At 51.6% G+C, this 15,661-nt stretch carries 16 protein-coding genes; 6 read left to right on the top strand and 10 right to left on the bottom strand.

Annotation, left to right across the window (positions count from 1 at the left end):
* Nucleotides 1-284 precede the first annotated feature (284 nt).
* Both DYE26_RS05920 and DYE26_RS34040 read right to left on the bottom strand, forming a co-directional pair.
* Nucleotides 285-1,853 carry a glycosyl hydrolase family 18 protein gene (locus tag DYE26_RS05920; protein ID WP_036622916.1) on the bottom strand — a complete coding sequence of 523 codons (1,569 nt, stop codon included), beginning with the start codon at nt 1,851-1,853 and terminating at the stop codon, nt 285-287.
* A 316-nt stretch (nt 1,854-2,169) separates the two neighbouring features.
* Nucleotides 2,170-2,274, bottom strand: a complete 105-nt coding sequence (locus DYE26_RS34040; protein ID WP_015735743.1) for a DUF6254 family protein — start codon at nt 2,272-2,274, stop codon at nt 2,170-2,172.
* Nucleotides 2,275-2,488: 214 nt separating this feature from the next.
* Between DYE26_RS34040 and DYE26_RS05915 the strand changes: the two genes are divergently transcribed.
* Nucleotides 2,489-3,433: a tyrosine-type recombinase/integrase gene (locus tag DYE26_RS05915; RefSeq protein ID WP_036622915.1), complete on the top strand. Its 945-nt coding sequence runs from the start codon at nt 2,489-2,491 to the stop codon at nt 3,431-3,433.
* A 38-nt stretch (nt 3,434-3,471) separates the two neighbouring features.
* On the opposite strand, the gene DYE26_RS05910 is transcribed toward DYE26_RS05915, so the two are convergent.
* Nucleotides 3,472-4,359 (bottom strand): hypothetical protein, encoded by an 888-nt coding sequence (locus DYE26_RS05910; RefSeq protein WP_036622914.1) that lies wholly within the window; start codon nt 4,357-4,359, stop codon nt 3,472-3,474.
* 154 nt (nt 4,360-4,513) lie between these two features.
* On the opposite strand from DYE26_RS05910, the gene DYE26_RS05905 reads away from it, so the two are divergent.
* The gene (locus DYE26_RS05905; protein ID WP_036622913.1) at nt 4,514-5,188 is read left to right on the top strand and encodes an SOS response-associated peptidase; all 675 of its coding nucleotides are present in this window, start codon (nt 4,514-4,516) and stop codon (nt 5,186-5,188) included.
* Nucleotides 5,189-5,315: 127 nt separating this feature from the next.
* Nucleotides 5,316-5,732, top strand: coding sequence for a LysR substrate-binding domain-containing protein (locus DYE26_RS05900; protein ID WP_082207770.1), 417 nt, complete (start codon nt 5,316-5,318; stop codon nt 5,730-5,732).
* A 7-nt stretch (nt 5,733-5,739) separates the two neighbouring features.
* Here the strand turns inward: DYE26_RS05900 and DYE26_RS05895 are convergent, their stop codons facing one another.
* Together DYE26_RS05895 and DYE26_RS05890 are read right to left on the bottom strand one after the other, a co-directional pair.
* Nucleotides 5,740-6,282, bottom strand: a complete 543-nt coding sequence (locus DYE26_RS05895; RefSeq protein ID WP_036628145.1) for a DinB family protein — start codon at nt 6,280-6,282, stop codon at nt 5,740-5,742.
* Nucleotides 6,283-6,353: 71 nt separating this feature from the next.
* Complete coding sequence (locus tag DYE26_RS05890) at nt 6,354-7,301, bottom strand: helix-turn-helix transcriptional regulator (RefSeq protein ID WP_036622912.1); 948 nt, start codon at nt 7,299-7,301, stop codon at nt 6,354-6,356.
* A gap of 90 nt (nt 7,302-7,391) precedes the next feature.
* On the opposite strand from DYE26_RS05890, the gene DYE26_RS33330 reads away from it, so the two are divergent.
* On the top strand, nt 7,392-7,562 hold the full coding sequence (locus DYE26_RS33330; RefSeq protein WP_164815307.1) for a hypothetical protein: 171 nt from the start codon (nt 7,392-7,394) through the stop codon (nt 7,560-7,562).
* An 84-nt stretch (nt 7,563-7,646) separates the two neighbouring features.
* Here DYE26_RS33330 and DYE26_RS05885 read toward each other — a convergent pair whose 3' ends face one another.
* The 3 genes from DYE26_RS05885 to DYE26_RS05870 form a co-directional block, all read right to left on the bottom strand.
* On the bottom strand, nt 7,647-8,384 hold the full coding sequence (locus DYE26_RS05885; protein ID WP_036622911.1) for an SDR family oxidoreductase: 738 nt from the start codon (nt 8,382-8,384) through the stop codon (nt 7,647-7,649).
* A gap of 948 nt (nt 8,385-9,332) precedes the next feature.
* Nucleotides 9,333-10,697 carry a sensor histidine kinase gene (locus tag DYE26_RS05875; RefSeq protein ID WP_051985439.1) on the bottom strand — a complete coding sequence of 455 codons (1,365 nt, stop codon included), beginning with the start codon at nt 10,695-10,697 and terminating at the stop codon, nt 9,333-9,335.
* 1 nt (nt 10,698) lies between these two features.
* A complete protein-coding gene (locus DYE26_RS05870) occupies nt 10,699-11,385 on the bottom strand; it encodes a response regulator transcription factor (RefSeq protein WP_036628141.1) in 687 nt (228 codons plus the stop codon).
* A gap of 163 nt (nt 11,386-11,548) precedes the next feature.
* Between DYE26_RS05870 and DYE26_RS05865 the strand changes: the two genes are divergently transcribed.
* Together DYE26_RS05865 and DYE26_RS05860 are read left to right on the top strand one after the other, a co-directional pair.
* On the top strand, nt 11,549-12,583 hold the full coding sequence (locus tag DYE26_RS05865) for a DJ-1/PfpI family protein (protein WP_036622909.1): 1,035 nt from the start codon (nt 11,549-11,551) through the stop codon (nt 12,581-12,583).
* 14 nt (nt 12,584-12,597) lie between these two features.
* On the top strand, nt 12,598-13,242 hold the full coding sequence (locus tag DYE26_RS05860) for a DUF2306 domain-containing protein (RefSeq protein ID WP_036622908.1): 645 nt from the start codon (nt 12,598-12,600) through the stop codon (nt 13,240-13,242).
* 118 nt (nt 13,243-13,360) lie between these two features.
* On the opposite strand, the gene DYE26_RS05855 is transcribed toward DYE26_RS05860, so the two are convergent.
* Nucleotides 13,361-14,554 carry a Ger(x)C family spore germination protein gene (locus tag DYE26_RS05855; RefSeq protein WP_036622907.1) on the bottom strand — a complete coding sequence of 398 codons (1,194 nt, stop codon included), beginning with the start codon at nt 14,552-14,554 and terminating at the stop codon, nt 13,361-13,363.
* Complete coding sequence (locus tag DYE26_RS05850; RefSeq protein ID WP_036622906.1) at nt 14,547-15,650, bottom strand: GerAB/ArcD/ProY family transporter; 1,104 nt, start codon at nt 15,648-15,650, stop codon at nt 14,547-14,549. Before DYE26_RS05850 ends, DYE26_RS05855 begins: the two co-directional genes overlap by 8 nt.
* Nucleotides 15,651-15,661 lie beyond the last annotated feature (11 nt).

Below are 15,661 nucleotides of genomic sequence, written 5' to 3'. Positions count from 1 at the left end.
CTTCTCCACAAATATTTATTTCTCCCGAGCTTGTCCTTCTCTCTGCTACCTGATCAAACGGGATAATCGTGCAAAGTCTCTGGACAGCGAGTGTTGATCTGCCGCCCACCCCACTTCCCTATACTCAAGTGGCAACCTTAAAATATTGTGTGATTTCGGCGAAGAGTTCGTTGCAACGGGGACATTCTCCGCATGGTTGCGGCAGCGCAAAACAAGGAAGCGGGGCACCCCCCCGCTTCCGCAAATTCCCCTATCGGCTCAGCCTCAAATAGGCGCTGCCTTGGTTACTGCAATTGCCACAATGCAGGCACGTTTGCCGGCTCCCAGCCCGGGAGCGAGGTGTACGCCTGAATGCACGCGTAAATGCTGCCGTTATAGGACACCAGGTCATTTATACGGTAGGCAACCCATGGCTGCCAAGGCTGACCTTCGCCCGGATCATCCTCCGCCGTCGTCGCTCCCTGAACGGAAGCGGACGCGGAAATATTGCCGGCGGCGTCTTTAGCGGTTACCGAAAAGGTGTAAGTCGTATTCGGAGACAGGCCGCTAACGGTTGCCGCGGTTCCGGTTGCGTTTACGCTTCCGGCATCATACGTTACCGTGTAGCCGGCAACGCCCACGTTGTCCGTGGAAGCATCCCAGGCGAGACTGATGCTTGTCGGCGTGGCTCCCGTTACGCGCAGTTTACCGGGAGCGGTTGGCGGTGTGGTATCCGGTTCCGGATCGGGATCGGGATTGCCTCCGCCGCCCAAGCTGTCCAGATAGGCCCGGTGACTGCCGGAGAAGGCGTAGTTGGCCGCTTTATCCCAGTTGATCGACCAGGTCATCAGCCCTTTGAAGCCGGGATATCCTTCGGGATTGCGCAGCGTGTAACTTCCGCCAAATGATTGCCCCTTAACGAGATAATCCAACGCTTTGTGCACTTCGGCCGGCGCCGTATATCCGCCATTTGCCGCGGACTGTGTGGCCGGAAGCCCGATGAGCACTTGATCCTGGCGCAGGGCGGGAAAATGGTTGTTTGCATTGCCGCCAACGTCAAATCCCTGCAGCAGCATCTCGGCCATAGCCACCTGGAAATCCGCCGTTCCCTGGGCATAGGATTTCCCGTCCAAACCGGTCATCGATCCGGAGTTGTAATGCTGCACGTGCAGATAGTCCAGCGAATCGCGCAAAGCGTAAATGACCGGAAGGTACGCGCCCCACGGACCGCCGTAAGCGGCGTATCCGCCTTGCACGTACGCTGTTTCCGGCGCCATGGTCAAGACGAAGCCGGAACCGTAGCTGTTCGCGATCTCCCGCACGGCGGAGATCAGGTTGACGATTTTAGGCGTCGTCGGGTTGCGAAAATCCGTGTCGCCCGGATTCAAGGACAACGAGCTTCCTTCCAAATCGATATCCAGGCCGTCAAAGCCGTACGTATCGATAATGCTTTTCATGGTGCTGACAAATTTCTGTTTGGCCTGGTCGGTGGACAATTCCACGGCTCCGTTGGCTCCTCCGATGGAGATCAGCACCTTTTTGCCCTGGCTTTGCAGCTCCCGTACGTCGGCTTGGAATTCGCCGATCGAGGCGTTATAAGGCTGGAATGCCATATCTCCGCTCGCCGCACCGCCTGAAGGCTCCGCAAACGCAACCTGGATGACATCATAGCTCGAAGGGACATCGCGCAGCCGGATGTTGCTGGACCCGTTGTCAAAGTTGTGCCAGTAGCCGACGATGATTTTATCGCCGTTTGCGGCCGAGGCCGCCGCCACCCTCTCCTCGCTGAATGCGGCGAGTGAAAACAACGGAACGATAAGTGCGGCAACGAGCAGCCAAATGCCCGATTTGCCGAATATTTTGGCCTGTTTCAATTGGTTTGTCCTCCTTGCAAAAGAAGATAATTACCTGCTAAAAGCCGAACCTGAACCGCTTAAATCAACCTATCATCTGCCTCCTTTACTAAATAGGGTCAATCTCCTAAATTAAGACAAAAAAGATTGCTAGAGTAACTATTTTACATATTCCCCCATTAATCCTGCTATATTTTTCAACATATTCTTTGATTTGATAGAAATATGGCAAAATCGTGTAGACCCATGCACAATTGCATGGGCCTCTCGCGCAAAAAAAGACTGCCGGCAATTTCCGCCGGCAGTCCTTCGCTTTCAAGTAGTATACTCCTCAATCCTATTCGCTGGACAATTCCTTGAGCGATTTGATTTTACCATGGGGATGCTGTTCTTGCTTGCGTGACTTCCAGGCCGCTTCTTTCCTTCTCTTCTGGTGAGCCATAACAGGTATCCTCCTTTGGATATTGTGATGTATACCACTTCCTTAAGTTGTCATTCCTCAGCTCTGTTCATGCATGAAACCTTTATCTCCTTACCTAAAAAATTAAAAATTATAAGCACGATAGTTCCTTCTTTTGGGCGATTTTTGCTATAATTAAATTGCGTTAAATGTACGTTTAATGTAATTTCGATTGTAAGCGATTGGACAGGTGCGAATGAATAAGTATACAGATACTTTGGAGCTATATGAGCGTGAATTGAACCTTTTTTTGGTATATATGAAGGATCGTGAATATTCAAAGGAAACCCAGAACGGCTACCTCCACGACGTCAAACACTTTCTCGCGGGATTGAACGGTAAAGCGGTTGCCGATGTAACCGACATTGACATATTGCAGCATCTCACGCGGGTTCGCGAATCCGGCGCCGGCCCCCGCTATCGAAACCGCTGCCAGTCCGCGATCCGTTTGTTCTATAAAGTTCTGGTCCGGTTTAGGGTGTGCAGCCACAACCCGGCGATGGATATTGAAAAAGCGAAGATCGAGAAAAACCGGCAACCGGTATTTCTTCAAAAGCAATTCCTGGATGCGTGCCTCCAGCTTGTAAAGGGAAGGTATATCGTGCGCGACGTTGCCATTATCGCGTTGATGGCTTACGCCGGGTTGCGGGTAAGCGAGATCGTCCGGCTGAACATTACTGATTTTGATCGCTTCGGATCCAAAATGTCGGTGCTTGGCAAAGGGGAAAAATGGAGGTATATCCCGCTTCCGGAGGAATTGCGGTATCTTTTGCAGATGTCGCTGGACCAACGAATTAAGCCGCGGAACAAAAAAGACGAACCCGCGTTTTTCATTTCGCAATTCGGCCGCCGCATCAGTAAACGTATGGTTCAAACCATCGCCGATAAGACGTTCGAAGCTCTGGCCGAGAAATATCCTCAATTTAAGGGTGTCCCCCTATCGGCTCATAAACTGCGCCATTCTTTTGCTACGGATCTGCTGCGAAACGGCGCTGATTTGCGCGCTGTCCAGGAGCTGCTTGGCCACGAGAACATTTCTACCACGCAAATCTATACGCACGTATTGGATGAAGCCAAGGAACGCGCCATGAATAAGGTGCGGCCGGCCATCCCTTTTATAAAAAACTTAGAGGAGACATAAGCTGCCTCCTCTCTGCCCCGCTTTCCGGAACTCTTCTATCAACTCAAGCGCTGCTGGAGAATGACCGCCAATTCTTCAACGGTATCCCAAACAATGGGACGGATCTCCTTGATTTTTACAGGGAGTGTATCGGCATCGCTGCTGCTTACGGTCCAGATCAAGGGGATGTTCAAACCGAGCGCATATCCCGCCGCAAAATACACCTTAGGAGATTGCCCCGTTAAATCCGCTATCACCAGCTTGCTGTCCGCTATCGCTGCCAAGGAATACTTTACACTGCTCTGCGTGTTCCTTTGCGCCAGCAAGCGCGGCAGATAACCGAACTGCTCGATTTTGGGGAGCAGCTTAACCTGCCACTCCGTGCGCAAATCCTCCTCATCCGAAATAAGAACGGAGCATGGTTTTAAGTTTTTTCCTGCGGCGCTGGCGGCTTCCCTCCATCCTTTTTCAGTCAGTTGAAAGGTAATTCCTTCCCTGATGAGCAATTGCTCGTTTCTCAGCTTATCAATGATATATACCAGTTCTTGCAGATTGGGAGAATACGTCAGATTGTAGCTGTTGGAGAGCGGATGAATAATCACCGGGTCCCCCGGACCATTGGAATGTCTATGCAAATACTGGAGCAAACGATTCCCTTTGTCTTGAATGTTCGCCGGATTGTCGGGAGAATTTGCAATGGCTTCCATATCGTTGGCGGATAAAGCGACCTTTTCATTGCAATCCGTCCGCTCCCGGATATAAGCCGAAACTAAATGAAGCAAGCCGCGTTTCTTTTGGTGCGGAAACGATTGTATCGCATTGTAGCTGTCCGTCAGCAGGCTATAAGACCCGCCGGGTGAACAGAAACAGTCCATATATCTATCATACTCGCCTTCCTGTTTAGTGAAGACAATCTTATCGCAAAACAAACAGCGTTTCTTCATCATGACAACATCACCTCTTAATCGATTGCTATCTCCTACCTTACCAAGATTTTTTTGAAAAATAGACAAGAAAATTTTTCCGCCGAAGGAGCCAAATGAATATTTTTCCTTCTTTGTCAAACACTATAAGTTAGGTTATATAGGAGGCTGATGTTTCATGTGTCAACGTTTTTCCATGGCGGCCGAGCTGGCGGAGGTTCAGGAGCATTTTCAGATCGAGCGGGTGATGTACTACTATAAAAACCGCTATAACATTAGCCCCACGCAGCATACGCCGGTCGTGCTGCAGCAGAACGGGGAGCGGATTTTGGACGAGTTCCGTTGGGGATTCGTGCCCTACTGGGGAAAGGATGCGATCAACGCGGATCTCCGGAATGTGCAGCGGAATCCGACTTACCGCAGAATGGTGAACAAGCAGCGGTGCATCATCCCGTGCAACGGATTTTACTATTGGAAAAATGAAGGCAAGAAGTCATACGCGGTGCGGGTCGTCATGAAAAACCGCGCCATGTTCGGGGTGGCCGGTTTATACGAAATCTGGCGGGATGCGCGCGGGGAACCGCTTCGCACCTGCACTCTGGTTATGACCGAAGCCAACCCGTTGATCGGAGAATTTGAGAGCCGGATGCCGGCGATTCTCTCTCCGGAGAACATGACCCGGTGGCTGGATGAGGGGACGAACGATTTGGATGCGTTAGATCCGATTCTGCGGCCCCATTCGGCCGAAGAGATGCATGCGTACGCGGTGGCGCCGCTGATTGACAACGACAAACACGACACGGCCGAATGCATTCGCGAGATGGATCTGGAGCGGGCGTGGATAAAACGCTGATTTTTCCGGCGCACGGAGTATGGCACCTCCGTGGCCGTTTTTTTTAACCGAACCAAGTACACTTTTTTACTTCCATAGGTTTCCACCATCTGCACAACCAGCTTGCGGCCTTTGAAGAGCCTTATCACTGAAAAACCTGGAGCATGAGAAGTTCATCAGCCTGACGACAAGCCATCCGCTGCGAAGAACGACCGACCGCTTCTTCGCGCAGCTGCCGTACGAACCGTACATTATCTTTGAAAGCGATGATCCCGCTACGGTCAGAGGGTTGATCCAGACCGGCATCGGCGGCTCCTTCATCCCATCCATTCTATGGAGCAAGGTTGTTACCGTAGATATCAAGCTGCTTCACATTAGCGAACCCCGGTGCAGGCGCACCATCTATTTGTCCTGGCCCGCCGGAGAGCGGCTGACCGACACGGAAAACTCGTTTTTCGAGTTCATCCTTCAGTTCTTCCGGGAGATCGGCATCAGACTGGCAAAAAAATGCGGCAGCCTCGGACCAGAAAAGTCCGGGACTGCCGCTATATTATTAAACTTATAGCTGCTGTCTATGCTTGCAAATTCAACTCCCGCTTTAAACGGTCCAGTTGCAGCAGATGATGCCGGTAATGCATCTCGATCAGCAAAAACCACTCTTTGGCGTTTAACGGGCCGAGTCTGGGATGCGGCATCTTGTTGCGTTCGGGCGCCTGAAGCAAAGCGGGTTCGGTGCGTTTCATCCGCTCCAATACACCACGCAGCCCTTCCGACAGCTGCTGCTTGCTCCCCGGCTGCTGCGGCGTGTATTGCGGCGAAGCCGGGACCCGAATCCGAACGGGCGGAAAGCTCCCCAGTTCGAATACCGCCCGGCCCTGCTCCGTTTTTTCCCCCGTATGGACCAAGGTTGCTTCGCTTTCGGCCAAACATTGGTCGATATGGCTCAAATGCATAAATTGCGCCGATTGAATCAAATGCATGTACATTTGCCCGATGGACCATTCCTCCTCATCCGTTTTTTTCAGCAGCTGCTCCATATCGAGGTTTTCCAGTTCGCTCAAATACCGTTCCACCGTTGCTTCAAACGCCTGCAGTGCCTCAGCCGTACTTCTCATCATTACAAACAACTCCTCTTCAATCATGGGATATACTCCCATTATAAAAAGACGCTACTGACAACAGCGTGTCAGTAGCGTCTTAAAATTTTTTCGGCCTCTTCCCGAATCCGGCGGCGGAGGGAGTCCGGTTCCAGCACCTCGACATCCCCGCCCCATCCGAGCACATATGGCAGCAGCTCCTCCAACTGCCGGACGCGAAAGGTGACCCGTAGTCCGTCCTCCCGCTCTTCAGTCTCTTCTACATAAAAATTAACGGTTTCGGCGATTTTGTCGGCGATTTCGGGGTTCACCCGAACCAGCACCTGCAGGTTACGGTCATTCGGCGGGCGGTAACGGCTTAGATTAAAGCCGGGCGGCATGGAAAAGCGTTCTTCCAATACGGCAAGCTCCGTCATCCGCGACAAGCGGAAATGGCGGATATCCTGCCGCAGCTCGCAGCGTGCGACCAAAACCCAATTCCCCTGTACGAGCGTCAGCCCGTATGGCGCGGCCTCCCGCTTGCTCTCCCTGCCCCCGCCCGCTTCCGGGATTTTTTTCAGATACCTAAAGCTAATTTTACGCCGCTCCAAAATCGCCCGTCGTACTTGGCCGAGATAGTCTTTCTCCTTCCGCCCGGTTACCGGTTCGCCAGCACGAAGGAGTCGCATCGTCTCCCGTACGCGCGCCGACTCGCCGCGTACCGGCTCCGGGAGAATCGCTTCGATTTTGCGCCTGGCCGCCTTGGCCACCCTGTTGTAATCGCTATCCAGCCTCTGCTCTATAAAATCCGTCCCCATAAGCAAGGCCACGGCCTCTTCCGCGGTAAATCCCACCGGCGGCAAAAAGTATCCTTCCATTAAGGAATAACCCTGCCCGGGAGCTCCGACAATCGGAACCCCCGCTTCGCTCAAGGCTTGAATGTCGCGGTATATCGTCCGCACGCTTGTCTCGAAATGAGCCGCCAAATCCTCCGCTCTCAGCACCTTGCTTCGCTGCAGTTCAAGCGTAATGGCGAGCTGCCGTTCGGTTTTGTTCATATTATTTTCCTCCGTATAAAACTGCCCACTCCAATAATAATATAACCATGCAGTCAGATGGAACCGACTAAAGGAGGAGTGGTTAAAGTTATGTCATCAAGCAGAAATCATCAAGAAGCGCACGGAATCGGACAAGCCGAGGAGCAACTGAACGATCAAGCCGAGGCGGCCGTTGAAATTCAAGGCCAAGCGGAAATCGACCGCCACATCAAACAAGCCGTTAAACGTCCGTACAAAACATCCGCAGAAGATGCCGAATAAGTTGTGAACAAGCAAAGTTAAACGAACCTCGGGGCGCTTTCGCGCCGGGTTCGTCCAACTTTTTTCGGGCAACCTCTTTCGATATTAGTTGAAGCCGCCGTTCACACGAATCGTCTGCCCCGTGATCCAGCGGGCTTTGTCGCTAACGAGCAGCTCGATCGCATTTGCGATGTCTTCCGGTTCGCCAAGCCGTCCAAAAGCATTTATGCGTCGAAACGAATCAATCAGCTCATCCGACTTGCCGTTCAAGAATAACTCGGTGGAGACTTGTCCTGGCGCAATGCAATTGATGATGATGTCTTTGGGACCGAATTCCTTTGCCAATTGGCGGGTCAGTTGCTCGACCGCACCTTTTGTAGCTGCATATACGCTGTACGTCGGCAGCATCGCACCTGACACGGAGGTCGATAAATTGATGATCGTCCCGCCTTTTTCCAAATGCTTCATCGCTTGCTGGCAGGCAAAATAAGTCCCTTTCACATTAACCGCAAAATGCCGGTCAAACATCTCCTCCGTTACATCCTCGATGGGTTTGCAAACCATGATGCCGGCATTATTAACGAGAATATCCACACGCCCATATTTATTGAGCGTCTCGGAGAACAACGCTTCGACTTCGCTTAAGTTGCCGACGTTGCCGCGGATTGCGGCCGCTTCCCCGCCGGACTGCTCGATCGTTTTTACGACCTCGTCCGCTTTGTCCGGATTCGAAGAATAATTGACAATCACCTTTGCCCCAGACTGCGCTAACTGGATGGCGATTTGTCTTCCAATTCCTCTGGACGCCCCAGTGACGATGGCAACTTTTCCATGTAAAGTCATTTTCATTCTCTCCTTTTTTTGTTTTTGGCTGAGCGATTATCGCCGGATTTGACCTTGCAAGTTCATTATAATAAGTACTTGAATGATCCCGTTAGAACATATCTGTTCGATCCTTGCCTAATTCTCTTCGGTCTATATAAGTTAAACTATTAATTGTGCGGATCAGGGCTTAAAATATTAGGACTGCTCAATAAGGAGCAGTCCTAGCACAGTTTAAAAAGTTATAATTGCTCTCCAAGTCCCTCCGCCTTGAGTACAACTAAAAGTGCCGGTAACCGTTCGGCCGTCCCCGGCAATGGTACCGATGTAGTCGCAGTTATTTCCATCGCTGCTGTTTCTCCGTAAAACCTGGACGTTGTTGCCGAATATGTTGATCGTCAATACGGCCGTTACATCCTGCGCCCCGGGCATCGTCCACCTGGCATCGAAAATGTTGCTGTTTCCCCGGCGCCGCCATACGCCACTCCAGCCCCCTTCTTGTTCAAACCAGACCCTGCCTAATCTGATTCTCTCGCGCCGAATGATCGTAGCAGTCCACCTGCCTCCGCCCCGGGTACATCTGTAAGTCCCGGTTACAGTACGGCCATCTCCAGAAAGTGTTCCAGTGTAGATGCAATCGTTTCCGTCACTGCTGTACCGCCGCTGAACAAATACAAAATTGCCAAAAATAATAATTGTCAAAACTGCAGTTACTGGTTGAGCTCCAGGCATAGTCCACCTGGCATCAAAAGTGTTGCTGCTTCCTCGCCTGCGCCACACCCCGCTCCACCCGTCTTCTTGTACGTGCCATTCAATGCCCAAATCTTGCTGGCGAAATGCGGAATCGGGTATTTCATACGGGGCGTAACCTGATGGAGCGTAATTGTATTGATACATGATTATTCTCCTTTGTTACACTTATTTAGCAATATATTATTGTGGGATTACGCCCATGTTTCCTACATACGCCTATTTTGGGCGCTCAGCTTTGCCAGCATAAGCTGAATCCGGAGCGGCCACAGGCAGCCAACCTGCCAGCAACGCTCCTCCCTCCGGATGGTTGCTTGCGGCAAGTTCACCTCCATGCCGCCTGACGATTCTTTGTGAAATGGTCAGCCCTAACCCGCTGCCTCCAGTGGAGCGGTTTCTGGAGACTTCCCCGCGATATAACGGTTCGAAAACGCGCTTCAGTTCCTCCGAGGAGAAGCCCGGGCCGGTGTCACGGATCGTAAACTTTACTTTATCGCCCGCTTTATAACCTTGCACAACAATTTCACCGCCAATTGGGGTATGTCTGACGGCATTATCCAGCAGATTGTTCATGGCGCGTTCCATGAAGTGCGCATCCCCGTTAATCAGCAAATCGTCCCCGGCATGAACTAAGATCGGGATCTGTTTCTGCCGGGCCAGCGGACTCAGACTGTCCACCGACTTCTGGAGGATGAGTTTAATATCAACCGTATTGTTGTTCAACTCCGTCTTCAAATACTCCATTTTTGTAAAGGTGAACAGGTCCTCAACGAGCCGGTCCAATTGTGCCGATTTTTCCTTGCAAACCGCCAAATATTTTGCCATTTTCTCCGGCGATTCAGCAATTCCTTGCTCCAAACCGTCCAAATAACCGCGTAACGCGAACAGCGGTGTCCGTAAATCATGCGCGACCGCGGCAATCACGAACCGGCGCTCCTCTTCCAATTCCGCTTGTTTCCGATACGACTTCTGCAGCCCGTTGACCATCGCTTCAAATCCGTCGCGGACTTCAGCGATTTCCGTAATCCTGGACCGGGGCAACCGCACATCCCAATCTCCTGCGGCGATTTGTCTGGCCGCATTGCCCATCTTCTCGAGCGGCTTAAGCAGGAACCGCCGCATTTCAACAGCGATAATAAAAAATGCCAATAAAAATCCGGCAAACGCCGAAATCATTTGAACGGTATTGGACTTGGGCAGATAAATGACCGCCCTTCCCAGCAAATGACCGTCCTCAATGACGGAAATCCGTTCCGTAGACCGCAGGGAGCCGCGGCGCTCCGGATTGGACCGGTAAATCTCCTGATCCGACGCCGATAAAATAGCCGCATCCATATTCGCTTTCCGCAGCTCTTCATGCAGCTTTGTCTGCCAAATAGGATCCCTCCACTTGTCCGAACCGGCTTCAATCCTGGCAATGATCCCGTTTAATTTTGCTTGCAGCGCTTTATTTTGCAGCCCGCTGTTTGCGATGCTTAGCGTTTTGGTTTCCATAAAGTGTGCTGTCAGAAAGAAAATCCACGGCAATGAGAGGATGAACAAGAAGCAAAGCAAAGTAAACGTACGTATGCGAAGTGTTCTCATTTTATCCTCCTTCAAAGCGATAGCCAACACCCCATACGTTTACCAGGTATTCCGGATGGTTCGGATCGGATTCGATCTTTTCGCGCAGCCGGCTGAGATGAACTCGAATCGTATGGCGATCGCCCACCCCATCCCAAAATTTTGCGAGCAGTTGCTCATAGGAAAACACATGTCTCGGGTGCTCGGCGAATAATCGCAACAGCTCATATTCCTTGGGCGTGAGCACGACGTTTTTCCCGTCCGCCAGCACCTCTCTGGTGGACAAATTTAACTTGATGCGGCCATAATCGAGGATTCTTCCGTCCGCTTGCCGGCCCCCAGCGGTGCGCCGCAAGACGGCTTTTACCCTGGCCACGATCTCTCCGGGCGAAGCGGTTTTGACGATATAGTCATCGCCGCCGAGCGTCAAGCCGCGAATCTTGTCCACATCATCGCTGCGCGCGCTAAGGAACAGGATCGGCACGCTGCTTTCCGCCCGAATCCGCCGGCACAGCTCAAACCCGTTTTGCCCCGGCATCATGATGTCGAGAACGATACAGTCGATGGAGTTTTGCTCAAACAAAGCCCAAGCTTCAGCGGCGTCGCCTGCGGTGATGACTTGAAATTGGTCGTTCTCCAAAAAGTCCCTTAATAGTTCAACGATACTTTGGTCGTCGTCTACAACGAGTATCGTATGGAATGAACTCATCAGCATCCCACCTTCATCCCCTAGTTTATCATCTTTTCGGAAAGAACCGACAAACCCTTATGTTTTGTGATGGATTGTTTATTGTTTTGTGACTTTTTTACAGCTTGGTTTGAGATATTCGTTTGTTATGATTTGATTTACTTTGAACTAGGAGGATTTACTGATGCTAAGCGTTCAAGTTGTGTTGTTTGACGGCTTTGACCTGTTGGATGCCATCGCGCCTTACGAGGTGTTTAACTCCGCTGTCCTGCATGCCGAAAATGCGGTAAGCGTGGAGTTCGTCACCGCCGAAGGACCGAGGTCCGTGACCAGCGGCATCAACGGATTGAAAATTGAAGCCAGCGGCAGATTGAATCCGCAGCAGGCGGGGATCATCCTCGTGCCCGGCGCGGCGGGGGACGTCGAAGGAGATGGCCCCGATTCGATCCCAGCCATTTTGAGCAGAGCAGTGCAAACGGAATTAACCGGACTGATGGAGCAAGCCCTCAGGCAACAAGACATCATCGTCGCCACCGTATGCGGCGGCTCCCTGCTGCTGGCCATGGGAGGGCTGCTGGAAGGCAGAAAGGCGGTAACCCATCATTTGGGTATGGATGTGCTAGGGGCAACCGGAGCGGTTCCCGTCCCGGCACGGGTCGTAGATGACGGCAATCTCGTTTCCGGCGGCGGCGTAACATCCGGACTCGATGTAGCGCTGTACCTGGTGGAACGTGAGCTTGGACCGCGTATCGCCCATGCGGTAGAGCAACTGTTCGAATTTGAACGGAGGGGGACGGTCTGGAGAGCAACCGGACTTGCGCCTGGCGGTCATAAACAAAAGGCGGACAACGAACCGAACATCGCGGCGGATAAAGCGAAAGCGGCTTATGGCGCCGGGGATAACAAAACCTCGCAGGCACCTGTCTTCGAGGGGGACTGGGTCGCGACGATCGCTACGCCCGTGGGGAAAATGCAGGTAAAACTCTCCATCTCAACGAGCAGCGGGGGGATCGAAGGCAACGCAACACAAGGGAATGAGACGGTCCCGTTTTTGGACCCCGTCCTGCAGGACGGCAAGCTTACCTGGTCGCTGCGAATCACGAAACCAATGCGCTTAAATCTGAAATTCGAAGCCGTCGTAGACGGAGATGACCTGATCGGTGTCGCCAAGGCCGGCATGCTGCCGTCATCCAAATTAACCGGAAAGCGGGTTTCTTGAGCTGGGGGGACCACATGAACATACGGAAAACATTATACGGACTTTTGGCCGCGGCCAGCGTTCTGTTCATCATTTATTCTCTGGTGAAAAATTATTGGATCGATCCCGGAGCTGCGGAATTTTTAAGCCATAAAACCGGTCTGAAACGCGAGCTTAATCTTCCCGTCTGGTTAAACGTGATGTACATCCACGTTGCCTTTGCCTGCATCGCCATGGCGGCGGGGCTGCTCAACTTCTCCAATCGAATCTTTGAAAAAAGCCGCAGGTTCCATCGCATTAACGGCTACGTTTATATCGTGTCCGTGCTGCTTGTCGTGCTGACTTCCGGATACATGGCGCCTTACGCCACCGGCGGAAGAATCGGCAGCATGGGATTCAATGCGCTGAATCTAATCTGGCTGTTCATCACGATGATGGCGCTCGTCCAAATTAAAAGGAAACGGACTACGCAGCACCGGAATTGGATGATCCGAAGCTACGCCTTTTGTTTTACGAATATGCTGATTCATCTCATCACCTCCCTTTTTCATCAGGGATTCGGTCTTGTATACGCAATCAGCTACACCATTGGCGTTTATGGCTCCATAGTGCTGCTGCTGGTCATTCCCGGCATCATCATTAGAATGATCGGCCAATCCAGGAGTAACTTCCGGACTTGAAGCGGCTTTGTATTCGGTGACAAAAAATAAACCCTTCACTGTAAGTTGTTCTCCGGAGAGATGGTGATAAACGTCACCTCAATCTCTCCGGAGAATCAATTTCTGAGTTCGCTGGAACTTAGATTGTCGATGAACCAAAGTCCGTGATCGTAAATTGAATGTCAAAGGTCACCGGCGTTTGACTGAAAACGTCGTCCCAATGATCCTCCACCGTTTTCCAGTATTTCGGTTGCTGAATCTTTAGTTTTTCACCGAATCCGGCCACTTCGACTTTGTATTTCGACTGCATTTTTTCCAACGTCGTTTCGAGCATTTGGGACAACCTTTTTTCAAATATCTTCTTCACTTTCTCCTGATATTCGATTTTGGACGGATTCTCCAAAACATCCCAATTTTCGATGATCCGCCCTTCCGATTCGAGCTTTACATGGAACGAAGGCCGATTATCCCGCACCTCGGAAGTGATTTTGCTCTTTATGGATTCAACCTCATAAGTGATCGGTTCATTGCGCCAATCGTAGCTTTTAATGGCCCCACCCTGCACTTCCCCTTTTATCCAGGAAATGCTCTCCACATCCGTTTGGTCCAGCAAACCGATCCATCGTCCGGTCTCCCCTTTAATAATACCGGCACCCGAAAATTCCGTCTCGCCACCCCCTGCCACAACCTCCTGCAGGATAAAGCTGCGCTTGGAGCCCAGCAGACTATCCAGCCTGGTCAAATTAACCTCCTTCAAGATTTTACCGGTTCTAAAATGGCCGCGCAGCAGATCCTTCAACTTGAAGGCCGGGATTTCGCCGGACTGTCCCGCTTCAAATGTATCCCGCGCCAGCCCTTGGCTAAGCAGCACAATACAGCTCGGACGAATATCGTTATCGCGGAGCACGAACTCCAGCAGCTTGTCCAAGTTTTGCTTTTGGACCAGTTCAGTGGATATGACGATCACCTTCAGGTGATGGCCGATGACCGCGCGCTGCCGGCGAAGCGAATACTGTCGCATAATCTCGAAAAGAGAGTCGCCCGTTTCCGATGTATTCAGAAATTCTGGCCCTCTGCCTTCCCCCTCTTGTTGTTTGCCGCCGCCGGAAGATTTCATCGGAACGATCTGGATAGTGGCCGTCATCAGATCCCGCTTAGAATAACTTCCCCCTTGCTTCTCCAACTGCTGTTCAATGGCTGTCGGCTTCCCTACGTCCAAAGCCAATCCGACGTACATGCTTAAATCCTCGATTTCTTTACTGCTCCAGCACCCCGTTTGCATCACAAGCAATCCAGCGACAGCAAAAAGGGACAGAATACGCCGTCTACACATGCTGTTTAAGTCCTTTCTTCCGGATGAGGAATATGACGGATAACGGCAGGGTCACCAAGACGAACACGATGACGCTCATGATTCCGTTTGCTCCGCCGAGTCCAAGTAAGTCGTTGATGCTTTTGGGCAAGAGCGCCGCGATAAAAATCACCGGCATTAGCGCAAATAGAGCGGCAGGGAACTTGATGCGGAAAACGTTCGATACTCCCAGGGAGACGACGAAAAAATTGCTGGTGAAATTGCAAAACATCTGCATGATCCAAATCACCATAAACGGAAATTCAAACCGTTCGAAAAACAATCCGCTGATTTCAAAGCTTCGCAGAAGGTCAAGCGTCGGCCAGGTGCTTCTTAATACGGCGCTCGTCGACATGCCTCCCACAACAATTACGGTTGTAATAAGGTACAATGCGATCGGAATGCCCATTCCGGGCAGCAGCCTTTTGGCCGCTTTCTCGGGATGCTGCAGATGCCCGACCAAAATCAGTACGACTTCGAAGCCCGCAAAGCTGAGGAGCGTTGAATTCAAGCCCTCGACTACAGGGGGCAGGCCTTCCCCGAGCAAAGGACGCAAATTATCGATATTGAACAGCCTCAAGCTGAGAAACAGGCTGAACACCAAAACCAGGATACTGACGGGAAAAATAATCTGGAACAAGCGGGCAATGCAGTTGATTCCTCCGGAAATCAAATAAGCCGCCACCCATATAAAAGGAATGATAATGGCCCAAATGGGGGTGTCCTCAAGCAAATAAAAGATCGTCACCTCCCCCAATACGCGGATCTCAAAAACGGCCATCATCAGAAAGTAAATGATCAGCAGCGCGGACAAAGCGCTGCCCGGGATGACGCCGGCGATTTTTCGCGAGAATTCAAAGACCGTGGCCCCGGGAAACTGTTGGCACAATTTTATCATGACAAACGCCGCCAGCAGCGCAAGGATGCTTGCCAGGGCAACGGATAACCAGGCGTCAGGGGTCTGTACTTTTTCGGTGGCGCTCCTGGGCAAGTTCAGAATCCCGGCCCCAAGGATGCTGTCGGTTAGAAACACAACCGCTTGCGATATCGTAATTTTGTCATCAGAACGTGTAAACACAAAGGGCCCCT

Source organism: Paenibacillus macerans, assembly GCF_900454495.1.
GTDB lineage: Bacteria > Bacillota > Bacilli > Paenibacillales > Paenibacillaceae > Fontibacillus > Fontibacillus macerans.
The sequence above is the reverse complement of the archived record's forward strand: the minus strand, read 5'-3'. Positions and strand labels throughout refer to the sequence as shown.

What these genes read in the sequence shown, in the direction of transcription:
- DYE26_RS34040 (WP_015735743.1), bottom strand. Translation starts at nt 2,274, where the DNA reads ATGGCTCACCAGAAGAGAAGGAAAGAAGCGGCCTGGAAGTCACGCAAG.
- DYE26_RS05915 (WP_036622915.1), top strand. Translation starts at nt 2,489, where the DNA reads ATGAATAAGTATACAGATACTTTGGAGCTATATGAGCGTGAATTGAAC.
- DYE26_RS05910 (WP_036622914.1), bottom strand. Translation starts at nt 4,359, where the DNA reads ATGATGAAGAAACGCTGTTTGTTTTGCGATAAGATTGTCTTCACTAAA.
- DYE26_RS05905 (WP_036622913.1), top strand. Translation starts at nt 4,514, where the DNA reads ATGTGTCAACGTTTTTCCATGGCGGCCGAGCTGGCGGAGGTTCAGGAG.
- DYE26_RS05895 (WP_036628145.1), bottom strand. Translation starts at nt 6,282, where the DNA reads ATGAGAAGTACGGCTGAGGCACTGCAGGCGTTTGAAGCAACGGTGGAA.
- DYE26_RS05890 (WP_036622912.1), bottom strand. Translation starts at nt 7,301, where the DNA reads ATGAACAAAACCGAACGGCAGCTCGCCATTACGCTTGAACTGCAGCGA.
- DYE26_RS33330 (WP_164815307.1), top strand. Translation starts at nt 7,392, where the DNA reads ATGTCATCAAGCAGAAATCATCAAGAAGCGCACGGAATCGGACAAGCC.
- DYE26_RS05885 (WP_036622911.1), bottom strand. Translation starts at nt 8,384, where the DNA reads ATGACTTTACATGGAAAAGTTGCCATCGTCACTGGGGCGTCCAGAGGA.
- DYE26_RS05875 (WP_051985439.1), bottom strand. Translation starts at nt 10,697, where the DNA reads ATGAGAACACTTCGCATACGTACGTTTACTTTGCTTTGCTTCTTGTTC.
- DYE26_RS05870 (WP_036628141.1), bottom strand. Translation starts at nt 11,385, where the DNA reads ATGAGTTCATTCCATACGATACTCGTTGTAGACGACGACCAAAGTATC.
- DYE26_RS05865 (WP_036622909.1), top strand. Translation starts at nt 11,549, where the DNA reads ATGCTAAGCGTTCAAGTTGTGTTGTTTGACGGCTTTGACCTGTTGGAT.
- DYE26_RS05860 (WP_036622908.1), top strand. Translation starts at nt 12,598, where the DNA reads ATGAACATACGGAAAACATTATACGGACTTTTGGCCGCGGCCAGCGTT.
- DYE26_RS05855 (WP_036622907.1), bottom strand. Translation starts at nt 14,554, where the DNA reads ATGTGTAGACGGCGTATTCTGTCCCTTTTTGCTGTCGCTGGATTGCTT.